Raw genomic sequence first — 21,097 nt, 5'->3', positions numbered from 1 at the left:
GAGGACACAATGGAAAATAAAGAAAAATTAGAAATCGTCGGTCTGGACGAAAAGCCAAGATATTGGGATGAACGGTACATGGACGGTATCGAGAAGATGACGCCGCGCATGTATGATGTCATCAAGGAAGAAGATGTGCGCATGCAGGTCAGGGACGGCATAACGCTTGCGGTGGACATCTACCGTCCTGACACAGATGAGGACATCAAGTTCCCGGGGCTCGTGGCATTTTCCGCATATGGGAAATCCATCCAGACGATGGACCGTATCTCGATGCAGTTCAAGACCGTATTATTTGATCATACGATAGAAGCGGGAGATATATACGAGTATGTGAAGCATGGCTATATCGTAGCGGTGCCGGATCCGAGAGGAATCGGCAAATCCGAGGGGGCATGGGACGGCCTCTACGGAAGACAGGAGCAGGAAGACTGCTATGATGTCATCGAATGGGTGGCAGAGCTTCCTTACTGTAATGGAAACATAGGTATGATAGGCATCTCATACTTCTCGATACTGCAGCCGGTAGTGGCGGCCCTCCAGCCGCCGCACCTGAAGGCTATCATGATGGTAGAAGTCGTAGACAACATGTATCACCATAACTATCCGGGCGGAGTATTTGTGAACCGTTCTTTTATGTACACGGATTTCTGCCCGGACGTAAACGCTATGTCAACGGCGGAGCGCACCTATACGACGGAAGAATTGAAAGCGCGCATTGAAAAGAGGCTGTCCGATCCGGACATCAGCCACAGTGCGCTCTACTCCGGCATATTGAGCTGCTGGCCGCCGCGGAACCAGACATATTTCTTCGATATGCTGCTGCACGATGATGACAGTGATTTCTGGAAGGAACGCTCTATCCAGAGCCATCCGGAGGATATCAAAGTGCCGATGTACCTGATCTCTGAATATTATGAGCTTGGAAGATTCTCTCAGGGTCCGTTCTTCCTGTTCACACACGGCGACATGTCCGTACCGAGGAAGCTTGCCGCTCCGGAAGAGCATGATGCCCTGCATCTGCCGCACCGGATTATGACGCCGGAATACCTGCGCTGGTATGATTACTGGCTCAAGGGCATCGACACCGGAGTCATGGATGAGCCACCGATGAAGCTGCTCGTAAGAGGCATCAACAAGTTCCGCTATGAACATGAATGGCCGCTGGCTCGTACGCAGTGGACGAAATACTACTTAAGGGACGGAGGGCTGCTCTCCACAGAGAAGGAAAAGGATGAGCATGTACAGCCGACTATCCTCAACCATAAGAGCCCGTATGAAGGCGGATCTAACGAGACTTATGCAGTGCCGAACGTCGTATTTAGCACGCCTGTGCTGGAAGAAGACGTAGAAGTGACCGGCCCGATTGTCATGCACCTCATGTGTGCCATCGACAAGACAGATGCCAATTTCACCATCATGCTGAATGATGTTCCGCCGGAAGGCGAGGGACGTCCGCTGAATCTCGTTACAGGGAACCTGCGGGCCTCTCACAGAGGTCTGGAAAAGAAAGAGCTAAAGCCGTGGGAGTTCAACAATGACCATACGAGGAAGGTTCCGGTCGTTCCAGGTGAGATCAACGAATATACGATAGAGGTCATGAATACGTCCAACGTCTTCAGAAAAGGCCATCGTATAGAGGTGGAAGTGAAAAACTACGATGCGAATCCGTACCACTGGATGGTACAGCTGCCGAACAGCCAGGATATTGAATATAAGATATTTGTGGACAGCATCCACAATTCCTATATCAATCTGCCGATCATTCCATACTCCGATGAGGATCAGTGGATCCGTTGACAGACAGGAGCCGGGCGGTCTGCAGGCTTAAAGAGAAAGAAAAAAAGCGAAAAAGAACTGTTAGAGTTTCCAAATCTTGTATATGAAATGATGTGTGAAACCCTCCGGGATGGTAAGATACGACTTGCCATCCCGGAGGGTTGTTTTTGATATTATGAATTATATCGTATCTGCATGAGCTCTTCCGATTGCTCCCGGGCAACTTTCAGAAATTCTTCCATCGCCCTTGTCACGTATTTTGTCTGCTTATGGTAAAAATAAATATTGCGCCCTGTGTGGCCGCCATGGACTTTGTAGTAGAAGCAGTCTCTTTCGTTCGGCATGTGCTTCAGGAGAGAATCGCTCACGAAAGTGACGCCCATCCCATAGCAGCATACGTTGAACGCAGTGACCTGCTGGTCAAGCTTCAGTATGATATTCGGAGTAAAGGACTGTGCCTGGCAGATCTTATCCGCCCGGGAGCGGGTGTCATTGCCGGAGCGCAGGAAGATAAAAGGCTCTTCTTTAAAGGAGGCAAGGGGGACGCACGGTGTCTCCTCTTTCAGATGCCGGTCAGCCAGAATGTCTTCTATCGTAAGCCGGAATCCGGAGGCCATCTCATTGGAAGGGAATGCCTTCGGAACGGCAAGGAGAAGCGTCTCTTTCGTATAGAGATGATGCTGGTAGATCGTATCAGGGAAAGAAGAGTTGTCTATCACAAGATCCAGTGAGCCGTGGAAGAGCTGGTCGATGAGCTGCGGCGTGTTGTCTTCTATGAGGTGGACCTTTACGAGAGGATACTTCTGGGTAAACTTCGTGATAATCGGAGGCAGTATGTAAGAAGCGAACAGATTGCTGCCGCCTATGGCAACCTGCCCGGTCTTAAGCTCGTTCATGTCAGTCATATAGGTTTCAAACTGGTTCTGGATATCCATGATCTCTTCTACGGCTTTTATGTAATGGCGCCCGCAGTCGGTGAGCTTTATCGGGCTTACGCTTCTGTCGAAGATAGGGGCGCCGATCTTCTCCTCCACCTTTTTGACGGCGGCGCTTAAGGACGGCTGGCTTATGTAGAGATTGGCCGCAGCTTTGGAAAAGCTGCGTTCTTTATACACTTCATATACGTAATGCATGGAATTGAACATGTTTAGATTCCTCCGGTTATCCTGTTGAATATATGGTATCGGTCACAAAAGTTACGGCCTGTTGACCTTGCTATTATAATATTATAACTTTGCTTACGGATGAAAGCAACACAATGTACGCGAAATAGAAGGCGTACATTGTGCTGCTTCCTTGCTGGAAAGAGAATCTTTAAGGCCAGATTGCTCTCGCTTTCTTAGCTTCTACGACGCGTTTGACCGCGATAAGGTAGGCACCGGTACGGAGCGTCCCTTTATTCTTATGGGCGATATCCCATACGGCTTCAAAAGCAGGATCCATGATATTCTTAAGTTTTTCATTAACCGTCTCTTCGGTCCAGCTTACAGACTGGATGTTCTGTACCCACTCGAAGTAAGATACGACGACACCGCCGGCATTTGCCAGAATGTCCGGTACGACAAGGACACCTTTTTCCGCCAGGATGTCATCGGCCTCGGAGGCGATTGGACCGTTGGCTGCTTCGACGATGATATCGGCGCGGATGCGCTCCGCATTGGAGTCATTTATCTGATTCTCAAGGGCGGCGGGAATGAGGACCTTCACATCCAGTTCCAGCAGCTCTGCGTTGCTGATGCGTGCCATGCCCTCCTCCTCATATCCGGTGAGCAGGTTCTTCCTGTTCTGTGACAGGTAATCCAGGATTTCCGGTATATTCAGGCCGCTCTCTTTGTAGATGCCGCCGGATACGTCACTGACTGCCACGACCTTCATTCCTTCCCTGTGGAGCAGCTTCGCTGTGATGCTTCCTACATTTCCCATACCCTGGATGGCGACCGTCGTGTTTTTCGGATCTATGTCCAGCTTCTTCAACACATTCTTTGTCGTGAACATGACGCCGCGTCCGGTTGCCTCGCTTCGGCCAAGTGCCCCGCCGAGCTCGATCGGCTTGCCTGTCACGACACCGTGTACACAGTGGCCTTTCAGCATGCTGTAAGTGTCCATCATCCAGCCCATGACAGCCGCGTTCGTTCCGACGTCAGGAGCCGGGATATCCTGCTCGGGGCCGATAAGCGGGGCGATTGCCGCCGTAAACCGTCTTGTGATGGCACGGATCTCATCTTCGGACAGCTTGTTCGGGTCGCATACGACGCCGCCTTTGCCGCCGCCGTAAGGGATATTCACGACCGCGCACTTGAAGGTCATCCAGGCGGCAAGCGCCTTGACTTCGTCCAGATTGACGTCAGGATGGAAACGGATTCCTCCTTTGGCCGGCCCTCTTGACGTGGAGTGCTGTATGCGGTATCCCTCGAATACTTTCGTGCTGCCGTCATCCATCCGGACCGGAATGGCCACTTTCAGTTCCCGCTCCGGATATTTCAGCGCCTCGATGTCGCTGTCCGTATAACCTAAGATATTAGCTGCTTCAGATACTACTTTTAATACATTGTCATATGGATTGTATATGTGATTCATAACTGCCGTTCTCCTTTTTTGATTTATTTGCTGTTATTCGTTTCCAGTGCTGCAATTTTAATACATAAGATAAAGATATCCATGGCGGCGGCCAGTTCTTCCAGTGTCGGATAAGATGGAGCGATGCGGATATTGCTGTCTTTTTCATCTCTGCCGTAAGGGTACGTCGCTCCTGCATCTGTCAGCACGACTCCTGCATCTTTTGCGAGGGCCACCGTCCGTTTTGCGCAGCCGGGCCGTGTGTCGAGCGAGATGAAGTATCCTCCTTTTGGACGGCTCCAGGATGCAAATCCGGTGCCCTTAAGTTCTGTCTCCAGTTTGGAGAGTACGAGATCGAACTTGGGGCGGAGTTCATCTGCCAGCATGGCCATATGTGCCCGGATATTTTCCGGTGTCTTGAAGTGCCGTACGTGCCGCAGCTGGTTCAGCTTGTCGTAGCTTATAATTTGTGCGGACATGTGCCCTTTGAGCTCCTTGATGTTGCCAGGACCGGAGGCGATGAGTGCGACACCGGCGCCGGGAAACGTAATCTTGGAGGTGGAGAAGAAGTAGTAAGCCCGCTCTGGATGTCCGTGCCTCTCACACGCATCCAGAATATTCTTAAGCGGAACCTCTTCATATATATGGTGGATGCCGTATGCATTGTCCCAGAAGATTCGGAAGTCACGTGCTGCTGTTTCCATGGAAGCAAGCTGCTCTACCACCCGGCTGCTGTAGCAGACGCCCCCGGGATTGGAATGAAGCGGTACGCACCAGATGCCTTTGATAAGAGGATCCTGCCTGACAAGCGTTGTGACAAGATCCATATCCGGCCCTTCTTCATTAAGCGGTATCGGTATCATCTCGATGCCCAGTTCTTCACATATTCTGAAATGGCGGTCGTATCCAGGTGACGGGCAGAGGAACTTGACTGGAGTCCCTGCGTATCTATAGTGCTGCCACGGGCGGTTCCCCCCTGTACCGAAGAGACTCAAAGCGGCAGCCGTGTCGAACATGAGGCTCAGGCTTGAGTTGCCTCCGATGATCATCCTGTCCGGATTGAGGTCAAGCAGGTCTGCGAATAATCGCCTGCATTCCGGGATGCCGTCCAGGATTCCGTAGTTTCTTGCATCTGTCCCGTCTTCCGTGATGTAGCTGTCCAGAGCTCCCAGGAGCGCGTTGCTCAGGTCAAGCTGGGATGGGGCAGGCTTTCCGCGGGACATATTTAGTTTTAAATGCTTTCCCCTGGCGTCCTCGTAAGCGTCCTTCAGCTGCTCCAGGGATGTGGTATTGGCTGATGTATCAATCATGTGCGTTCCTCCTTAAAGGCCTTTGTTTTCTTGCCTTCATTATAGGTAAAATGTTATGATAGAAGCAAATACTTATATTTGTATAAGAAGTATAGGCATTTGGCTATCTTGATGCGGAGGCTGCAGAATAGGCGGCAGGAGCATCTCGGACGGCCAGGTGCAGGAGAAAAGGGAGGCGTGGATAGTGAACTGGGAAGAAATCAGGAACAGGGACAGCCTTACGGCGAAGGAGAGCAAATATATATGCAATGAATTGATGACGACGGACATGCGGATGGAGCGGCTGATCGTAGAACACTTTACGCCGGAGGATTACTGCCGCGTCAAGGAGCGCAGCATCGGTAGCGGGAGGATCGGAGGCAAGGCGTGCGGCCTTCTCCTTGCGAGGAAGCTGATTGCGGTTCGGACGCCACAGTATATGGAGCATATCGAGCCCCACGATTCATTTTTTGTGGGTTCGGACGTGTTCTACCAGTATCTTGTGGATAATGACTGTATGGAACTTCGCAGACGCCATATGGAGGAGAAGGAGCGGTTTAAGGGAGCGGATGAGCTGCGTGCCCGCTTAAGCGGAGGCACATTTTCCGAAGCGTTGATGGAAGAGCTCAGGAAGGTGGTCCGGCATTACGGAGACACTCCGGTTATCGTACGGTCCAGCAGCTTTCTCGAGGATGGATTTGGCAATGCATTTTCGGGGAAATATGAATCTACCTTCTGCATGAATCAGGGGAGTGAGGAGGAACGTCTCGAGGAACTGATGGATGCGATACGGAGCGTGTATGCCAGCACGATGAATCCGTCCGCCATCGAGTACCGGAGAAGATGGAAGCTGCTCGATACAGATGAGCAGATGGCGCTTCTCATCCAGAAGGTGGAAGGGCAGAAGTACGACGGATTCTATATGCCGGTGGCAGCGGGGATGGGCTGTTCCTACAATCCGTACAAATGGATGGAGAACATGAATCCGGATGCCGGAATGCTCCGTATGGTGATGGGGCTTGGCACGCGGGCGGTGGAGCGTACGCCCGGCGATTATCCGAGGCTTGTATGCCTGGACAGGGCGCAGGCGAACTTAAGGACTACCGTGGCGGAACGGCATAAGTATTCGCAGCGGAAAGTGGATGTGATGGATTATGAGACAAATTCTCTTGGTACGCGGCGGCTGGAAGAAGTAATCCAGGCGCTGCCGGGTTGGCAGAAGAAGCTTGTGTTAAGCCATGACACCGATGCAGAGGACATGCTTGCGCAGCGGGGCGTCTACAAGAAAGTATATTTTGCAGACTGCCAGGGGATGGTGAACAATGATGATTTCATCCAGCTGATGAAGCATATCCTTGAGATGTTGGAAGAAGAGTACGGCAGGCCGGTGGACGTGGAATTTGCCGTCAACAGCCACGCGAAAGAGGAATGGAAAGTGAACCTGCTCCAGTGCAGGCCGCTTCAGGCAAGCGTATCGGAGGAGATACATATCCCGGAAGATAAGGCGCAGGAATTCCTGTTCGATGTGCGCAGGACATCCATGCGCCGCTCCAAGACAGAGAAGCTGGACCTCATCGTCTGGGTGGACCCGCGGAAGTATTACGAATATCCGTATGCGAAAAAGTTCGGCGTGGCCCGTAAGATTGACGAGATAAACCAGCATTTTGAGGAAGAGGAGAAGAAGATGCTCCTCCTCGTGCCGGGGCGCATCGGTACTTCATCCCCGGAGCTCGGGGTACCGGTCGTGTATGCCAACATCAGTGAATTCTGCGCCATCTGCGAGGTGGCATACAGCGAAGTCGGATACCATCCCGAACTCTCCTACGGAAGCCACATGTTCCAGGACCTCGTGGAAGCCGACGTATACTACGGCGCCATCAACGAGAACAGCAAGACAAGGTGCTACCAGCCGCAGCTGCTGAAGCAGCACAGAGATATCTTCGCCGAACTGTGGCCGGAAGACGGTGAGCTGAACGAGATAATTAAGCTGTACGACGTGTCAGACTGCCGGGCAGAACTTATGCTGGACGTCAAACAAGGGCGGGCGGTCTGCCGCCTCGGGAAGTAGATTTGGTCAATTAGGGACGTGATCTTTTTCAAAAGGGTTACGTCCCTAATTGGCTTTTATGGTGTACCCAAATGCATTTTTTTGTTTCTTCCTTATAATTTCCTTAGATTTGTCTTATATCTTAATTCTCGTAAGGAGGTTATTTGAGGATGGAACATTTATTGTTGGAAACGAAGGATTTATGTAAGAGCTTTAAGGGGCAGCAGGTGGTGTCGCATGTATCGCTGCAGGTGCCTCGGGGGTGCGTATATGGGCTTCTTGGACCGAACGGGGCGGGGAAGTCTACGCTTCTTAAGATGATTACCGGTATGATGCGCCCGGGTTCTGGAGAGATATTGTATGACGGAAGGCCGTGGAGCAGAGAGAACCTCAAGGAGACAGGTGCTCTCATCGAGACGCCTCCGCTTTATGGAAACTTGAGCGCGAGGGAGAATCTGCTTGTACGTACGAAGATTCTTGGACTTCCGGAAGATAGGATAGAGGAGGTGCTGCTTTGCGTAGATCTTAAGGATACCGGAAGAAAAAGAGCCGGTCACTTTTCTCTTGGGATGAAGCAACGCCTTGGTATCGCGGCAGCGCTGCTGAATCATCCAAAACTGCTCATACTGGATGAGCCTGCAAACGGGCTGGATCCGTATGGAATACAGGAACTGAGGGAGATGATCCGGTCCTTCCCGCAGCAGGGAATTACCGTCATCTTATCCAGCCATATTCTCAGTGAGGTAGAGCAGATGGCAGATTATATCGGTATCCTGGCCGACGGTGTACTCGGGTTCCAGGGAGGGATGCCCGCTAAGGGCCATCTGGAGGAGAAGTTTATGAAGATTACGGGCAGATACCGGAAGGAGGAATGGTAGGATGGGTTCATTTTTTCAGACGTATTATCCCGCGGAGCAATGGAAGCACAGGCATACGTTATATTCAAGACTATACATTGTCATGCCGGCAATTGCGGTAACCATGGCATTTCTTCTCGCCAGCAGCTATGGAACAATAGATTCCTACAACTGGTGGTATATGACGCTTCTTCCGGGCATGGTGTCAATCGTGTGCTGCATGGCCTCACGGGCAGACAAGAAGCTGCACAACCGTGCGGTCGTAGCTCTTCCGGTAGACTTAAGGCGCGTTTGGGATGCAAAAGTAATCTTCTGTATACGATCAGCAATACTTGGAAATATTATTCTATCTCTGCTTACAGCGGTGGCGGCCATCGTATCAGAGCATGTGGCGGGAGTGACGATGCTGGCGGATATAACGCTTGTGCAGGGAGCGGCCGCCGTGGTGGTCATGTCGATAGGCTGCATATGGCAGATACCGCTCTGCCTCTGGGCAAACGAGAGGTTCGGCCTGTATTCGACGCTGCTTGCCAATCTGGCGCTGAATCTATATGGCACTATCGTCGCCTCGCTCGGAAGCTGCTGGCTTATCAATCCGTATTCCGTGACGGCAAGGCTGATGTGCCCCCTGATTCAAGTATTGCCGAACGGCCTTATAGCGGAGAACGGCAGCCTCACATATTCCCCGGAGCTGATGGATATGAAAGCGGTTCCGATTGGTATGCTTGTCTGCCTGGCCTGGCTCGCCATCCTATGGGCAGCCGCCAGGAGATGGTATGGAAAAAGGGGAGGTGAGACGATATGAGGGAACTGATACACTCCACCAGCAGCGAGTTCATCAAGATGCGGCATACGAAGCTTTTGTGGATCCATGTTCTCGTACCATGTGCAGGGGCAGCCGCCTTCCTCTTCTATTATACATTTGCCCCGTGGAGCGCGGCGGCCAGGGTACAGGCATATGTAGAAGCCCTTGCCGTCGCATACCCATTTCTGTCCGCGCTCGCCTGCTCCATGTCGGTAGAGCTGGAAGAAGAAGGGAAGATGCAGACGTTTCTGATTCTGTGCAGGAAGAAGCGCCACGCTTTTCTCGGAAAATGGCTAGCGCTGAATCTCTGTTCCCTTGCGGCCGGCGTAATTGCCGTCCTTGGATTTGCCGCGGGGTATACGCAGATGATAGGGCGGAGCCCTTATCCCTCGCATCGCTACTTTCTGATTGCCCTTCTGCTATGGCTCGGACAGACGGTACTGTATACATTCTATCTGTTCTTAAGCCTCAGGTATGCCAAAGCTGCCACAGTGGCAGCGGGCATTATCGGAGCTGTCCTGGCTGCACTCATGCTGACCGGGCTTGGGGACGGCTGCTGGCCGTTTGTCCCCTTCGCCTGGAGTGGCAGATGGAGCAGCTATCTGCTATTATATGAAGGAGGAGACCAGAACAGATGGAACCACGTGTCAGGGGCTCTGCCGGCGGAGCTGGCAGTATGCGCGGCTGTGGCAGTCCTTATTACGGCTGGAATCTTTCTCTGGTTTCACTATTATGAAGGAAGGCAGTGTGAAGAATAGCGATGGAAAGGATTCTTGCAGTGGATGATGAAAAGAATATCCTTATGCTTATAAGAAATGCGTTGGAAAAGGATGGATATGTGGTGGATACCGTGGCTGATTCCCGGGAAGTTCTGAAGCTTTCACTGCCACAGTACAGCCTCATACTGCTGGATGTGATGATGCCGGGACTTGACGGTTATACGCTGTGCGAAAAAGTAAGGAGCAGTACCGACTGTCCCATCCTCTTTCTGACAGCCAGGACGGACGAGGCGGATGTCATGAAAGGCCTTGGCATCGGGGCAGATGATTATATTACCAAGCCGTTCGGCATCGGTGAGCTGCGTGCAAGGGTGCAGGCGCATCTGCGCAGAGAAGGCCGGAAGAAGCGGCATCTGCTCACCGTCGCAGGAATGCAGTTTCTGCTGCAGGAAAAGAAAGCACTGTATGAGGGCCGGGAGATACCGCTTACGAAGAGCGAATATGCCATCTGTGAATATCTGGCTCTGCACCAGGGACAGGTGTTTTCCAAAGAACGTATCTATGAGCATGTATTTGGTTATGAAAAAGAAAGCGACAGCACGGCGATAACAGAACATATTAAGAATATCAGGTCAAAATGCCAGGCATTGGGAGCGGCCCCGATTGAAACCGTGTGGGGGATAGGATACCGATGGAAATAAAAAGAAAGAAAAGAATCTACACGATATTTATTACTTACCTCGCAGTGTTTCTCGGGCAGTGTGCGTTTCTGGCTGCCATCGCATATATAGCTCTGAATATCATGATCAACACAGGGTTCCTGCTGCCGGCGGTATATACGCTGAACGGGCTGGAGGCAGCGACAGGGGCTATAAAGGAGGCCGGCCGGGTGGAGCAAGACATCATTCCGGATGGAGCCGGATATGGAGTCTATGATGCACGGGGGAACTACCTGTACGGCAATTATGGAGAAGAAGAGCAGAAAAAGGCGTGGAAGTGTAAGGAAAGCGGCGATACACAGCCTGGCTTCAAGACCTTTTACCGGTTTATCGAGAGAGAAGGAGGGGAGGTATGTATCGTCCGTTATGACATTCTTGCACAATTCGCAGATCCTGCACTTCGGGAACGGCTGCCGAATGCGGAATGGATGTTCTGTGCGGCCATACTCGCAGTGTTCTTGCTGCAGACGGCATGGACGGCAAGAAGCTTCGGCAGATATCTGTCAAGACGGCTTAAGGTGCTCAATGAGGCCACGGACAGAATCAAGGAGAGCAATCTGGAATTTGCCAGAGAATACTCGGATATCCGGGAGATTGACGATGTGCTGGAATCGCTGTTCAAGATGAAGGAAGCGCTTAAGAGATCACTGGAAGAACAGTGGAAGTCAGAGGAGGTCAAAAAGGAGCAGGTAGCGGCACTTGCACATGATATCAAGACACCTCTTACTGTCATCAGGGGCAATGCAGAACTGATTCATGAGACGGCATGTGATGCTGAAGTTAAGGAATACAACCGGTACGTGACAGATAGCGTGAAAGAGATCGAGGACTATCTCGTCGCACTGCAGGAGACGCTGCGCTCCAAAGGAGAAACCCAGGAGGAAAAGAAAAGGCTGAGCGCAGAGGCTTTCATAAGACAGCTTGCAGAAAAGACGGAAAATCTCGGAATCGGTAAAAAGATTAAAGTAAATACCAATATCGAGGCCGAGGGAGCAGATGTGCTGGTCCAGGAGGAAAAGCTGTACCGTGCATTTATGAACATACTTGCCAATGCGGTAGAATACACGCCGGTAAACGGCTGTATCTGCATCGATGCCTGTGTAAAGCGGGAGGAGTCCGGGGAATGGCTGGAAACAGTCGTCACCGACAATGGTCCCGGATTTACCCGGGAGGAGCTTAAAGCCGCACCGGACCAGTTCTTCCAGGGAGACAGAAGCAGGCACAGAAGAGGCCATTATGGTATGGGGCTCTATATAGCCGACAGCTTTATACGGCAGCAGGGAGGCACGTTGCAGACGGGCAACTGTGCGGAGTCGGGAGGGGCCCGGATAAAAGTACGTATTCCGTTATACGTCTGTTGACTTTCCGTAAAGACGATGATAAACTGTATTAAAGAACTAATACAGTGATACGATTGACATGATGTAAGAAGGAGAGTCAAATTATGGATGTGTATACACTGGCCCTTGTCGCAGGAGCGATAGTTTCTATTTTTATCATTGCGGTCTGGTCAAGATACGCCGGCCAAAAAAGGGTGCGGGATTCTATACGGAAGCAGTATGGGAAAAAGCCGGATAGGAAAGAGATGGATTTTCAGCTCACCGGCCAGTATTTTGCAGAGGCTGAGCACAAAGATACAGACGGGCTTGTTGACGATGAGACATGGAATGATCTTGACATGTCCGAAGTGTTCCAGCGGTTAAATGCAACATGCTCTTTTGCAGGCGAGCAGTATTTGTATGCATCACTTAGAATCTTATCGCAGGATGAGGAAAAGTTCTCCAAATATGAACGCAGGATGTCCTACTTCGAAGAGAATCCAAAGGAACGTGAAGAGATACAGTTTGAGCTCTACAAGATAGGTAAGCGGCCGAGCTACTATTATCTGCCTTCATTTTTTAATAATATAGATGCATTTAAAATGAGCCGTGTTACGTTCTACAGAGTAATGCAGGCTGCAATCCTGGCAAGTCTGCTGCTTTGCCTTGTCCTTCGCACAAAATGGATACTTATTGCCACATTCTGTCTGTTTCTTATCAATATTGTCATCCATGGATTGATGAAGGGAGAATATGATACACAGCTGGAAGTGATAGAAGGGATATATGGCCTGATGCAGGTAATGCGGAAGCTGACCGGAAGCAGGGCAGGCGAGTTTGGAGAAGAGTTTAAGGAATTCTACCATATTGCCGCCGATTTGAAAGATTCTGAAAAGAAATTCTCATATCTGCTCGGTAGAAAGAGGGCATCGGCGACCGGCGATTTCATGGAAGTGGCGGCGACATATATAACGGGAGCATTCCTCCTTGACTGTACGATGTATAATAAGATAATCCGGGAGATAGAGGAGAGGATAGATACGTTTATCTGGCTGTATGAGCTGGTCGGAGAACTGGATATGCTCATATCCATCGCATCATTCCGAAAGAGCCTTCCGGCCTACTGTCTACCGGATTTCCATGAAGAGCTGTCCATAGAGATGGAGGACATCTATCATCCGCTTATCGACAATCCTGTATACAACAGTGTCAGGCTGCACAAAAATACCATCATCACAGGCTCCAATGCATCAGGAAAGTCGACGTTTATCAAAGCGGCAGCAATCAACGAGATATTTGCTCAGACAATCCATACATGTACGGCCCGGAGATTTGTGCTTCCTCCGACCTATGTAAAGTCTTCCATGGCCGTGAGGGACAACCTGATGGCAGGGGAAAGCTACTATATACGTGAAATCAAGTCGCTGAAGAGGACAGCTCTAAGTACGGATGGCAGGCTGCCCGTATTCTGCGCCATTGACGAGATACTGCGTGGGACGAATACCGATGAGCGTCTGGCCGCGTCGGCGTCCATCCTCCGGTATCTGCAGGATAAGAACTGCATCGTCCTCGTGGCTACGCATGACCTGGAACTGCTGGATATGCTGAAGGACAGCGGCTATGACAACTATTACTTCAGCGAGCAGCCGGAGGCGGAAGATGTCATATTCGATTATAAGATTCACAGCGGGGTCAGCAAAAACACGAATGCCATAAGGCTTCTTGAAAGGATAGGATTTCCAGAGGAAGTGATTGGATGCGCCAATCATTTTTATCAGCAGATAATTGTGACCAAATCACAGAAATGAGGCTCAGATGGTGTATAATAAAGACAACAACAAAACAAAATAAGATTATCGATAGAAAGGAAGTAATATTATGGCAGCAATACATGTAACGAAGGACAATTTTAAACAAGAGGTGTTAGAAGCGGATGTACCGGTACTGGTCGATTTCTGGGCTGAGTGGTGCGGACCGTGCCAGATGGTCCTGCCGATTGTCGAAGAGCTGGCTGGAGAAGTCAAGGACGCGAAAATCTGTAAAATCAATGTCGACGAACAGATGGAACTGGCAAAAGAATTCCGCGTCATGTCGATACCGACGCTTATGGTATTCAAGGATGGACAGAAAGTCAAATCAGAAGTGGGAGCAAAGTCTAAAGAAGAGCTGAAGGCGATGCTGGGAGTGTAGAAGAAAGCGGAGACAGACCCCTGTAAAGACACAGAGGTCTGTTTTTCTATCCGTCCAGAAGCCGGAACACCTGCTCCACTGCCGCAGTTATGTTTTCACGGGCGGTATCGGGCTTCATGGCCTCTTCAAGCGTTGTGACGCCCCGGATGACAGTGAAGTAGGCGTCGATGCCGGCATCGATGCAGGCTGACGCTTCTTTTGTTACGGTTCCGGCAAATGCAATCACTTTTATACCATATTCTTTCGCAAGCCGGGCAACTCCTGCCGGCGCTTTTCCCATCGCTGTCTGTGCATCGAGGCAGCCTTCTCCGGTGACGACGATATCGGCATCGGCCAGCTCTTCCCTCAGTCCGACTGCATCCAAGACCAGGTCGATTCCCGGCGAAAGTGAAGCCCCCAGATAACTTAGAAAAGCAAAGCCGAGCCCTCCTGCCGCTCCGGCACCTTCCACTTTGGCATAATGGCTGCCAAGTGTTCCGGCCGTGACGGCAGCATAGTGGGCCATGTCTTTATCCAGCTTATCCAGCAGTCCTTCCGTTACCCCTTTCTGTGGGCCATAGATATAAGTTGCCCCGTTTTTTCCGCAGAGCGGGTTCGTGACATCACAGGCAACCTGAAAACGACACCCGGCCAGCAGCGGGTTACATCCTTGCGTATCTATGAACATTATCTTGCCCAGCGCCTGGCCCCCTTCTCCGGCGTCCCGTCCATCCTTGTCGAGGAAGCGGAAACCGAGCGCCTTTAACATGCCGATGCCGCCGTCGTTCGTAACGCTCCCGCCGATACCGATGATAAAGTTGCGGCAGCCCCGTAAAACCGCGTCCTGTATAATCTCCCCGACCCCATACGTACTGGCAGTAAGAGGATTCCTGTCTTCCGGAGGTACGAGCGTGATACCGGCTGCAGCTGCCATCTCTATCACTGCCGTGGAAGAGACGCTAAGATACCCGTAGCAGGCGGGGACCGGATGCCCCATAGGGCCCGTGACGGTGATGGCGATTTTTCTTCCGCCAAGCCCTTCAATAAGGGCGTCGGTCGTCCCCTCCCCGCCGTCCGCCAGAGGCTTTATGATGACAGAAGCGTCTGGTCTGGCGGCAAGTATGCCTGCTTTGGCCGCACGACCGGCCTCCATGGAAGAGAGGCTACCCTTAAATGAATCCACAGCAATTACAACCTTCATAATCTTCGCTCCTTTTCTCAATCTTGTTACTTAAAGCATATCATATATGTGGGTCTGGCGGGAAATGCTTTCCGCGATACATAGAAACAACCTGCCGGACTGCATAAATCCGGCAGGTTGTTATGTGACGATATGTTCTTGGTAAAAGTCTGCAAGAGCCATGGGACTCGGTAGTTTCAGATGAGAGATTTGAGCCTGCCTTTATCCGTAATCTTCACAGTTCCTCTTGAGAGCTCCACATAGCCTTCGGAGGAAAAATACTTGAGCATGCGCGTCACGACCTCTCTGGCGCTCCCCATAAGCTTTGCAATCTGCTCGTGCGTGAGCTTGATTTCGTCCGAGTGCAGCGAAGCAGCTTCATCGAGGAGAAAGATGGCAAGCCTTTTGTCAAAGCTCATAAAGAGAATCTGCTGCATGGCCCACATGACATCTGAGAATCGTTCTGTGGTGAGCCGGTAAGTAAAGGCCTCCGCATATACATTTCCTTCGATGATGGAGGCAAATGCCTTGGAACAGAGCTGGATCAAATCACAGTCTGACACGACGTCGATGTAGACATCGAATGTTATGGACTGCAGGACACAGGATGCGGACAGGACGCAGACTTCTCCTTCATTAATTCGATATAAGGTTATCTCCCTTCCGTCTTCCGAAAGTATGTAGACTCTCAGGGAACCGGATTTGACGATGAGCGTACCGATGCATTCATAGTCTGCACTGTGAAGTATCGTCCCTTTCTCATACGAGCCGGACGCCGCGCTTTCTATAAGCATAGACTGCTGTGTATGTGTAAGCTGGTTCCAGAAAGTAAGCGTCTCTTTCAGTAAATGTATATCTTCTTGTCGTGTCAGCATAGAACCATCCTTTCATATCATATTCTTTCTGTTTTAAACAGTATATCACAATTCACGAAAAAGAATGAAAAAGAATGGCAAGGATACGGTCAGCACGTGTATTTTCCTGCGCAGCGCCGCCAGTATATGTTAGAGAGCATAGTAGCTGCAGCGGCAATCGCAGCTGCGACAGTTATGACAAGCCAGCCGTCTGCTATCAAAATTGGTCTGTTAACAGGTTCATAAAATCTGCTTAATAACATGAATGCGCTTAAAAACAGGAAGAAGATGAAAAGATAAGGAAGGTGGCGCACTACTGGACTAGAAGCTATGGAAAACCTGTTGCGTATGTAGGACGCCAGAAAGTTACATCCCATGTAGTATAAGAAGACAAGCAGCAGATCGCTCCATGCGATTGTGTAAGGGGAAAAAAGGAAATACTTTATGAAGAGCCATATGGCGGCAAACTGGATCGTATTTACAGCGGCATTCAGCAGATGTTCGCTGCGCGCGCTGCTTTCCCCGTTCTGGATAATATCATCGCAGAATTCCTTCGGTGCCACGCCGAGCTTATCCTGAAGGGCAAGCCCTTCCTTATCAGCTTCCAGCGCCATGCCTATCAGGTCCTTGCGGATTACCTGTATCTGGAAGAGAGAGAGGGAAGAGGATGAAAGGTAACGGACCATATTCTGTACAGCCGCATAATTCTCTCTGCATTCGATATCGGCAGCCAAGTCGTTGTTTTCTCTGTCCAAGATTTTGAGTTCATTTCTTAATGGATTCATATGCGTTCCTCCTTCATATTCTCTTCATTAAAAATCCGGTTTACTGAAATGCAAGTCTCTTTCCAGCTGTTATAGAAGCTGTACAGATATTCTTTTCCATCCTTCGTCAGAACATAATATTTCCGGCTCGGGCCGAGGGGGCTTGGCTTGTAAGTGGCGGAAATCAGCTTTTTCTTCTCCAGCCGCAGAAGCAGGGGATACAGAGTACCTTCTCTTACATCTTGAAATCCATTTTCCTGAAGCTTCACGACAATCTCATACCCATATGTCTCGGACTTGTCTATTATCTTCAGGATACAGCCTTCCAGTATTCCTTTCATAAGCTGGGATTTGTCCATCTTACATCACATCCTTCCGCTACCTTGCATTGCAATATTCTTTACTATATTGTATCACAAGATAGCTGCATGTCAACCAGATAATGTATTTTTCTGGAAGAACTGGAAATAATTAATACGTATCTGATTCAGACTGGAGGGTGGAGAACGATGAATGAATTTATTACAGGCTATCTGCAGAAGATCATACCGGTCAGCTTTAATCTGGAGACAGCGGAGGAATTTATAACAATTGGGGACGCGGATCCTGCATTTACGTTGAAGATCAACCGTAATATCCCGAAGCGGGAGCTTCTCAACAGTACGTCGCTGGCGCTTGGAGAAGCCTATATGCGGGAAGATATCGATGTGGATAAGGACCTGTTTGAAGTGCTGGACAGCTTCCTTGGGGAGATGGGCAAGTTCAGCGTAAACCGCGGGGCGCTTCACCGGATTCTTTATACGTCGAAGAACATCCGAAGCCAGGAGAAGGAAGTGACGTCCCATTATGATATAGGAAATGATTTCTATAAGCTCTGGCTGGATGAGACGATGAGCTATTCATGCGGTTATTTTAAAGAGGATACTGATACGCTTTATGAGGCGCAGGTTAACAAGGTAGAACATATACTGGGCAAGATGCATCTGAAGGAGGGGATGACGATACTGGATATCGGCTGTGGATGGGGATTCCTTCTCAAGTATGCCGTGAAGCATTACGGCGTGAGGGGAGTCGGTATTACGCTGAGCCGGGAACAGCATGCCAAATTCCAGAAGGATATAGAGGATGAGGGGCTCCAGGACAGGCTTGAGGTACGGCTGATGGATTACCGCAAGCTGAAGGCGTCGGGCCTTGCGTTTGACAGGGTGGTGAGCGTAGGGATGCTGGAGCATGTCGGAAGAGGGAATTATCCTCTGTTTCTCGAATGTGTACAGTCTGTCCTTAAGCCGGGCGGCTTATTTCTATTGCACTACATCAGTGCGCTGCAGGAGTTCCCGGGAGATGCGTTCATCAAGAAATATATATTTCCGGGCGGGGTCATACCGAGCCTGCGGGAAATCATCCATATCATGGGCGATAAGAAGCTGTACACGGTTGACGTGGAGAGCCTGAGACGCCATTACACGAAGACGCTGCTCTGCTGGAGGGATAATCTGCTGAAGCATAAGGGGGAGATAACGAAGAGATACGGGAAAGAATTCATGCGTATGTGGGAACTGTATCTGGCATCCTGCGCAGCTACTTTCCACAATGGAATCATTGACCTGCACCAGATTGTGATGACAAACGGAATCAATAACGAACTGCCGATGACAAGAGTCGTCTGATACTTGCCGCACCTTTAAAATCAAGGTATAATGCTTGGTAAAGGAGGTGCGTTATGATGTATGAATTATGGAAAGAGCTGGAAAGACTGAAAGGCTGCCAGTGGGTGGAACTGTCCCATCCCCTGAATAATGACAGCCCGTATTGGGGAGGGATTCCTGACGGGGCGGTGGAGCTGTCCAGCACGGTGTTTGACTGGGGAAATGAAATGCTGGATTGTCTCATACAGACATTTAAATTCCCGGGGCAGTTTGGTACGCATATTGATTTCCCGGGACATTTTATCAAAGACAGAGAGCTGTCGGAACAATATGGTGTCAGGGATATGGTCTATCCGCTCGTAGTTATCGACATCTCAGAAAAAGTGAAGGAAGATGTCCACTACGCGGTTACTGTGGAGGATATCCAGGCCTTTGAGAGGCAGTATGGGGACATCCCTGACGGGGCGTTCGTGGCGCTTCGCACGGACTGGGGAAAGCGCTGGCCTTCGATGGATGCCATCTGCAACTTTGACGAGGACGGGGGAGAGCATACGCCTGGCTGGTCGATGGAAGCGCTTAAATACATCTATGAAGTGCGCAACGCCGCGGCGAACGGACATGAGACGCTGGATACAGACGCTTCGACACTGGCGGAGCAGGCCGGAGACCTTGCGTGTGAACGATATGTGCTGGATAAAGGGAAGCTTCAGGTCGAAGTGCTCTGCAATCTGGATCAGGTGCCCCCGGCAGGAGCGATTATCTTCGCGGCCTTTCTTCCGATTGAAGGTGCTACGGGACTGCCGGTACGCGTGTGGGCAATCACAGAGGATTGACGGGACCGGCTGATGTAAGCCTGGACCGCCTTATAAATGTGAAATATATGTTTACATGTACATGAGACAGGTATATAATGGTAACCAGCAGATGATGTTACTGCAATCACCTATTCAAAAAAGAATATAGAAGTCTTTGTGGCAGGGTGCAAGTCCCTACCGATGGTATAGTCCATGACCCGCGTAAAGCGGCTGATCTGGTGACCCCTCAGCGGGAATTCCAGAACCGACGGTATAGTCCGGATGAGAAAAGGCATTTTCTGCGTAATTACGCCCGGGACATTATTTTTGATGTGCCGGGTTATTTTTTTGAGGAGGATTCAGTATGAACGAGACAAATGAAACAATGAATGTAACTGCGGGCAAGAAGGTACAGACCCGTGACGACGCAAGGATGAGGGTGAAGAAGATTGCCTTTATTGGCCTGATGGGTGCTGTCAGTGCGGTGCTGATGCTGTTCCGTTTCCCGATTCCCTTCATGCCGCCGTTCCTGTCGTTTGACTTTTCCGGTCTGATGGAGATGCTTGGCGGGTTCATGTTCGGTCCGATGGCGGCGGTATGCATCATAATCGTTAAGATTATGCTGCAGCTTGTGATGCAGGGCAGCTTTTCCCTCGGGACAGGTGAGCTGCAGAATCTGATACTGAGCTGTGCGTATGTGCTGCCGGCTCTGATTATCTATCACCGCAGCAAGTCGAAGAAGATGGCAGTTGCCGGTATGGCGGTCAGCTCTGTGTTTGTGGCGGTTGTTGCCGTATTTACCAACCTGTACCTGATTATTCCCTTCTACGTAAAGTTGTTTGGCATGTCTATGGATGATATCATCGCCATGTGCAGTACGGTGAATCCGGCAATGAAGAATGCGGTGACGATGGCACTGTTTGGCATCCTGCCGTTCAATCTCATCAAGTACGGCGTTACATCTCTGATTACATTTATCATATATAAGAGGCTGAGCAAAGTTATAAAAGGAATCATAAGCAGATAAAGGAGAGCGGTTATGAAGTTTACATTGGATAAGGATATTACTTATGAGCAGGCGGTGGGCCGTATGTTTGAGATGCTTGGAAACAGCCAGATTATGGCGCTGGCCTCCAGCCTGAACGATTATGTCATGGTGAGGAACGTCAGCTGTCTGTTCTACGACGAGAAGATCTACTTCAAGACGGATAAGAACTTCCGTAAGACAAAGCAGCTGTTCGAAAACCCAAATGTGGCCATGTGCTGGAGCGGGGTGCAGGTGGAAGGCATAGCTGTCAATAAAGGGCTTGTGACCAAGGAGCCGGGGCAGAGGTTCGCAGAAGGCTATAAGAAGTATCTGTGGCAGAGTTATAATAAATACAGCCATGAAGATACGGAGATACTTATAGAAGTGATTCCAAAATATGTAGAGATTTGGGATACGAGCGATGATGGATACGCCTTCCAGCTGTTCATAGATTTTGAGGAAAAGCAGCTAGAGATAAAATTATACGATGAGAAGTAACTGGGAGTTTAAGTAAACTAAGACGCCGATGGGGAGGTATGGGGCAGATGCTCCGATGCGTCCGGGAACTGCGAC

Annotated in this window: 20 protein-coding genes and 1 riboswitch; of the genes, 13 read left to right on the top strand and 7 right to left on the bottom strand. The window is 50.3% G+C overall.

All coding sequences use genetic code 11. From position 1 onward, the window contains the following. The first annotated feature begins 9 nt into the window (after positions 1 to 9). Positions 10 to 1,800, top strand: coding sequence for a CocE/NonD family hydrolase (locus HJV72_RS16580; RefSeq protein WP_208072640.1), 1,791 nt, complete (start codon positions 10 to 12; stop codon positions 1,798 to 1,800). A 152-nt stretch (positions 1,801 to 1,952) separates the two neighbouring features. Here HJV72_RS16580 and HJV72_RS16575 read toward each other — a convergent pair whose 3' ends face one another. The 3 genes from HJV72_RS16575 to HJV72_RS16565 form a co-directional block, all read right to left on the bottom strand. After that, on the bottom strand, positions 1,953 to 2,924 hold the full coding sequence (locus HJV72_RS16575) for a LysR family transcriptional regulator (protein ID WP_208072638.1): 972 nt from the start codon (positions 2,922 to 2,924) through the stop codon (positions 1,953 to 1,955). A gap of 169 nt (positions 2,925 to 3,093) precedes the next feature. Further along, on the bottom strand, positions 3,094 to 4,356 hold the full coding sequence (locus HJV72_RS16570) for a Glu/Leu/Phe/Val family dehydrogenase (RefSeq protein ID WP_208072636.1): 1,263 nt from the start codon (positions 4,354 to 4,356) through the stop codon (positions 3,094 to 3,096). A gap of 23 nt (positions 4,357 to 4,379) precedes the next feature. After that, on the bottom strand, positions 4,380 to 5,645 hold the full coding sequence (locus HJV72_RS16565; protein WP_208072633.1) for an aminotransferase class I/II-fold pyridoxal phosphate-dependent enzyme: 1,266 nt from the start codon (positions 5,643 to 5,645) through the stop codon (positions 4,380 to 4,382). A 181-nt stretch (positions 5,646 to 5,826) separates the two neighbouring features. Between HJV72_RS16565 and HJV72_RS16560 the strand changes: the two genes are divergently transcribed. The 8 genes from HJV72_RS16560 to trxA all read left to right on the top strand — a co-directional run bounded on the left by HJV72_RS16560 (position 5,827) and on the right by trxA (position 14,280). After that, positions 5,827 to 7,692: a PEP/pyruvate-binding domain-containing protein gene (locus tag HJV72_RS16560; protein ID WP_208072704.1), complete on the top strand. Its 1,866-nt coding sequence runs from the start codon at positions 5,827 to 5,829 to the stop codon at positions 7,690 to 7,692. 149 nt (positions 7,693 to 7,841) lie between these two features. Continuing rightward, the gene (locus tag HJV72_RS16555; RefSeq protein WP_208072631.1) at positions 7,842 to 8,549 is read left to right on the top strand and encodes a lantibiotic protection ABC transporter ATP-binding protein; all 708 of its coding nucleotides are present in this window, start codon (positions 7,842 to 7,844) and stop codon (positions 8,547 to 8,549) included. Between the two features lies 1 nt (position 8,550). Beyond that, the gene (locus tag HJV72_RS16550) at positions 8,551 to 9,333 is read left to right on the top strand and encodes a lantibiotic immunity ABC transporter MutE/EpiE family permease subunit (RefSeq protein WP_208072629.1); all 783 of its coding nucleotides are present in this window, start codon (positions 8,551 to 8,553) and stop codon (positions 9,331 to 9,333) included. Beyond that, positions 9,330 to 10,091 carry a lantibiotic immunity ABC transporter MutG family permease subunit gene (locus HJV72_RS16545; RefSeq protein ID WP_208072627.1) on the top strand — a complete coding sequence of 254 codons (762 nt, stop codon included), beginning with the start codon at positions 9,330 to 9,332 and terminating at the stop codon, positions 10,089 to 10,091. The genes HJV72_RS16550 and HJV72_RS16545 overlap by 4 nt, the downstream gene beginning before the upstream one ends. Positions 10,092 to 10,093: 2 nt before the next feature. Continuing rightward, positions 10,094 to 10,753 carry a response regulator transcription factor gene (locus HJV72_RS16540; protein ID WP_208072625.1) on the top strand — a complete coding sequence of 220 codons (660 nt, stop codon included), beginning with the start codon at positions 10,094 to 10,096 and terminating at the stop codon, positions 10,751 to 10,753. After that, positions 10,744 to 12,132, top strand: coding sequence for a sensor histidine kinase (locus HJV72_RS16535; protein WP_208072623.1), 1,389 nt, complete (start codon positions 10,744 to 10,746; stop codon positions 12,130 to 12,132). Before HJV72_RS16540 ends, HJV72_RS16535 begins: the two co-directional genes overlap by 10 nt. Before the next feature lie 83 nt (positions 12,133 to 12,215). After that, positions 12,216 to 13,898 (top strand): MutS-related protein, encoded by a 1,683-nt coding sequence (locus tag HJV72_RS16530; protein WP_208072621.1) that lies wholly within the window; start codon positions 12,216 to 12,218, stop codon positions 13,896 to 13,898. 70 nt (positions 13,899 to 13,968) lie between these two features. Next, positions 13,969 to 14,280, top strand: coding sequence for a thioredoxin (gene trxA, locus HJV72_RS16525; protein WP_208072619.1), 312 nt, complete (start codon positions 13,969 to 13,971; stop codon positions 14,278 to 14,280). Positions 14,281 to 14,326: 46 nt separating this feature from the next. On the opposite strand, the gene HJV72_RS16520 is transcribed toward trxA, so the two are convergent. The 4 genes from HJV72_RS16520 to HJV72_RS16505 form a co-directional block, all read right to left on the bottom strand. Beyond that, positions 14,327 to 15,460 carry a glycerate kinase family protein gene (locus tag HJV72_RS16520; RefSeq protein ID WP_208072617.1) on the bottom strand — a complete coding sequence of 378 codons (1,134 nt, stop codon included), beginning with the start codon at positions 15,458 to 15,460 and terminating at the stop codon, positions 14,327 to 14,329. A gap of 176 nt (positions 15,461 to 15,636) precedes the next feature. Next, positions 15,637 to 16,314, bottom strand: a complete 678-nt coding sequence (locus tag HJV72_RS16515; protein WP_208072615.1) for a Crp/Fnr family transcriptional regulator — start codon at positions 16,312 to 16,314, stop codon at positions 15,637 to 15,639. A gap of 89 nt (positions 16,315 to 16,403) precedes the next feature. Beyond that, positions 16,404 to 17,078: a hypothetical protein gene (locus tag HJV72_RS16510; protein ID WP_208072613.1), complete on the bottom strand. Its 675-nt coding sequence runs from the start codon at positions 17,076 to 17,078 to the stop codon at positions 16,404 to 16,406. Then, complete coding sequence (locus tag HJV72_RS16505; RefSeq protein ID WP_208072611.1) at positions 17,075 to 17,416, bottom strand: PadR family transcriptional regulator; 342 nt, start codon at positions 17,414 to 17,416, stop codon at positions 17,075 to 17,077. The genes HJV72_RS16510 and HJV72_RS16505 overlap by 4 nt, the downstream gene beginning before the upstream one ends. Positions 17,417 to 17,566: 150 nt before the next feature. Between HJV72_RS16505 and HJV72_RS16500 the strand changes: the two genes are divergently transcribed. The 4 genes from HJV72_RS16500 (at position 17,567) to HJV72_RS16485 (ending at position 21,022) form a co-directional block, all read left to right on the top strand. Continuing rightward, entirely contained in the window at positions 17,567 to 18,724 is a 1,158-nt protein-coding gene (locus HJV72_RS16500; RefSeq protein ID WP_208072609.1) for an SAM-dependent methyltransferase, read from the top strand. Positions 18,725 to 18,780: 56 nt separating this feature from the next. Then, positions 18,781 to 19,536, top strand: coding sequence for a cyclase family protein (locus tag HJV72_RS16495; RefSeq protein WP_208072702.1), 756 nt, complete (start codon positions 18,781 to 18,783; stop codon positions 19,534 to 19,536). Between the two features lie 128 nt (positions 19,537 to 19,664). Continuing rightward, positions 19,665 to 19,795: riboswitch (FMN riboswitch) on the top strand. 66 nt (positions 19,796 to 19,861) lie between these two features. Continuing rightward, a complete protein-coding gene (locus HJV72_RS16490) occupies positions 19,862 to 20,524 on the top strand; it encodes an ECF transporter S component (RefSeq protein ID WP_208072607.1) in 663 nt (220 codons plus the stop codon). A 12-nt stretch (positions 20,525 to 20,536) separates the two neighbouring features. Continuing rightward, on the top strand, positions 20,537 to 21,022 hold the full coding sequence (locus HJV72_RS16485) for a pyridoxamine 5'-phosphate oxidase family protein (RefSeq protein ID WP_208072605.1): 486 nt from the start codon (positions 20,537 to 20,539) through the stop codon (positions 21,020 to 21,022). Positions 21,023 to 21,097: the final 75 nt, after the last annotated feature.

It is taken from the genome of Extibacter sp. GGCC_0201 (assembly GCF_017566055.1).
Classification (GTDB): Bacteria; Bacillota; Clostridia; order Lachnospirales; family Lachnospiraceae; genus Extibacter.
Note: the sequence above shows the minus strand (reverse complement) of the source record. Positions and strands in the feature narration are given on the sequence as shown.

Bases quoted from the DNA above. Each gene is read 5' to 3' on its own strand.
- HJV72_RS16490 (WP_208072607.1), top strand. From the start codon at position 19,862: ATGAACGAGACAAATGAAACAATGAATGTAACTGCGGGCAAGAAGGTA.
- HJV72_RS16540 (WP_208072625.1), top strand. From the start codon at position 10,094: ATGGAAAGGATTCTTGCAGTGGATGATGAAAAGAATATCCTTATGCTT.
- HJV72_RS16550 (WP_208072629.1), top strand. From the start codon at position 8,551: ATGGGTTCATTTTTTCAGACGTATTATCCCGCGGAGCAATGGAAGCAC.
- HJV72_RS16555 (WP_208072631.1), top strand. From the start codon at position 7,842: ATGGAACATTTATTGTTGGAAACGAAGGATTTATGTAAGAGCTTTAAG.
- HJV72_RS16515 (WP_208072615.1), bottom strand. From the start codon at position 16,314: ATGCTGACACGACAAGAAGATATACATTTACTGAAAGAGACGCTTACT.
- HJV72_RS16530 (WP_208072621.1), top strand. From the start codon at position 12,216: ATGGATGTGTATACACTGGCCCTTGTCGCAGGAGCGATAGTTTCTATT.
- HJV72_RS16580 (WP_208072640.1), top strand. From the start codon at position 10: ATGGAAAATAAAGAAAAATTAGAAATCGTCGGTCTGGACGAAAAGCCA.
- HJV72_RS16485 (WP_208072605.1), top strand. From the start codon at position 20,537: ATGAAGTTTACATTGGATAAGGATATTACTTATGAGCAGGCGGTGGGC.
- HJV72_RS16545 (WP_208072627.1), top strand. From the start codon at position 9,330: ATGAGGGAACTGATACACTCCACCAGCAGCGAGTTCATCAAGATGCGG.
- HJV72_RS16495 (WP_208072702.1), top strand. From the start codon at position 18,781: ATGTATGAATTATGGAAAGAGCTGGAAAGACTGAAAGGCTGCCAGTGG.
- HJV72_RS16575 (WP_208072638.1), bottom strand. From the start codon at position 2,924: ATGTTCAATTCCATGCATTACGTATATGAAGTGTATAAAGAACGCAGC.
- trxA (WP_208072619.1), top strand. From the start codon at position 13,969: ATGGCAGCAATACATGTAACGAAGGACAATTTTAAACAAGAGGTGTTA.
- HJV72_RS16505 (WP_208072611.1), bottom strand. From the start codon at position 17,416: ATGGACAAATCCCAGCTTATGAAAGGAATACTGGAAGGCTGTATCCTG.
- HJV72_RS16570 (WP_208072636.1), bottom strand. From the start codon at position 4,356: ATGAATCACATATACAATCCATATGACAATGTATTAAAAGTAGTATCT.
- HJV72_RS16510 (WP_208072613.1), bottom strand. From the start codon at position 17,078: ATGAATCCATTAAGAAATGAACTCAAAATCTTGGACAGAGAAAACAAC.
- HJV72_RS16565 (WP_208072633.1), bottom strand. From the start codon at position 5,645: ATGATTGATACATCAGCCAATACCACATCCCTGGAGCAGCTGAAGGAC.
- HJV72_RS16500 (WP_208072609.1), top strand. From the start codon at position 17,567: ATGAATGAATTTATTACAGGCTATCTGCAGAAGATCATACCGGTCAGC.
- HJV72_RS16520 (WP_208072617.1), bottom strand. From the start codon at position 15,460: ATGAAGGTTGTAATTGCTGTGGATTCATTTAAGGGTAGCCTCTCTTCC.
- HJV72_RS16535 (WP_208072623.1), top strand. From the start codon at position 10,744: ATGGAAATAAAAAGAAAGAAAAGAATCTACACGATATTTATTACTTAC.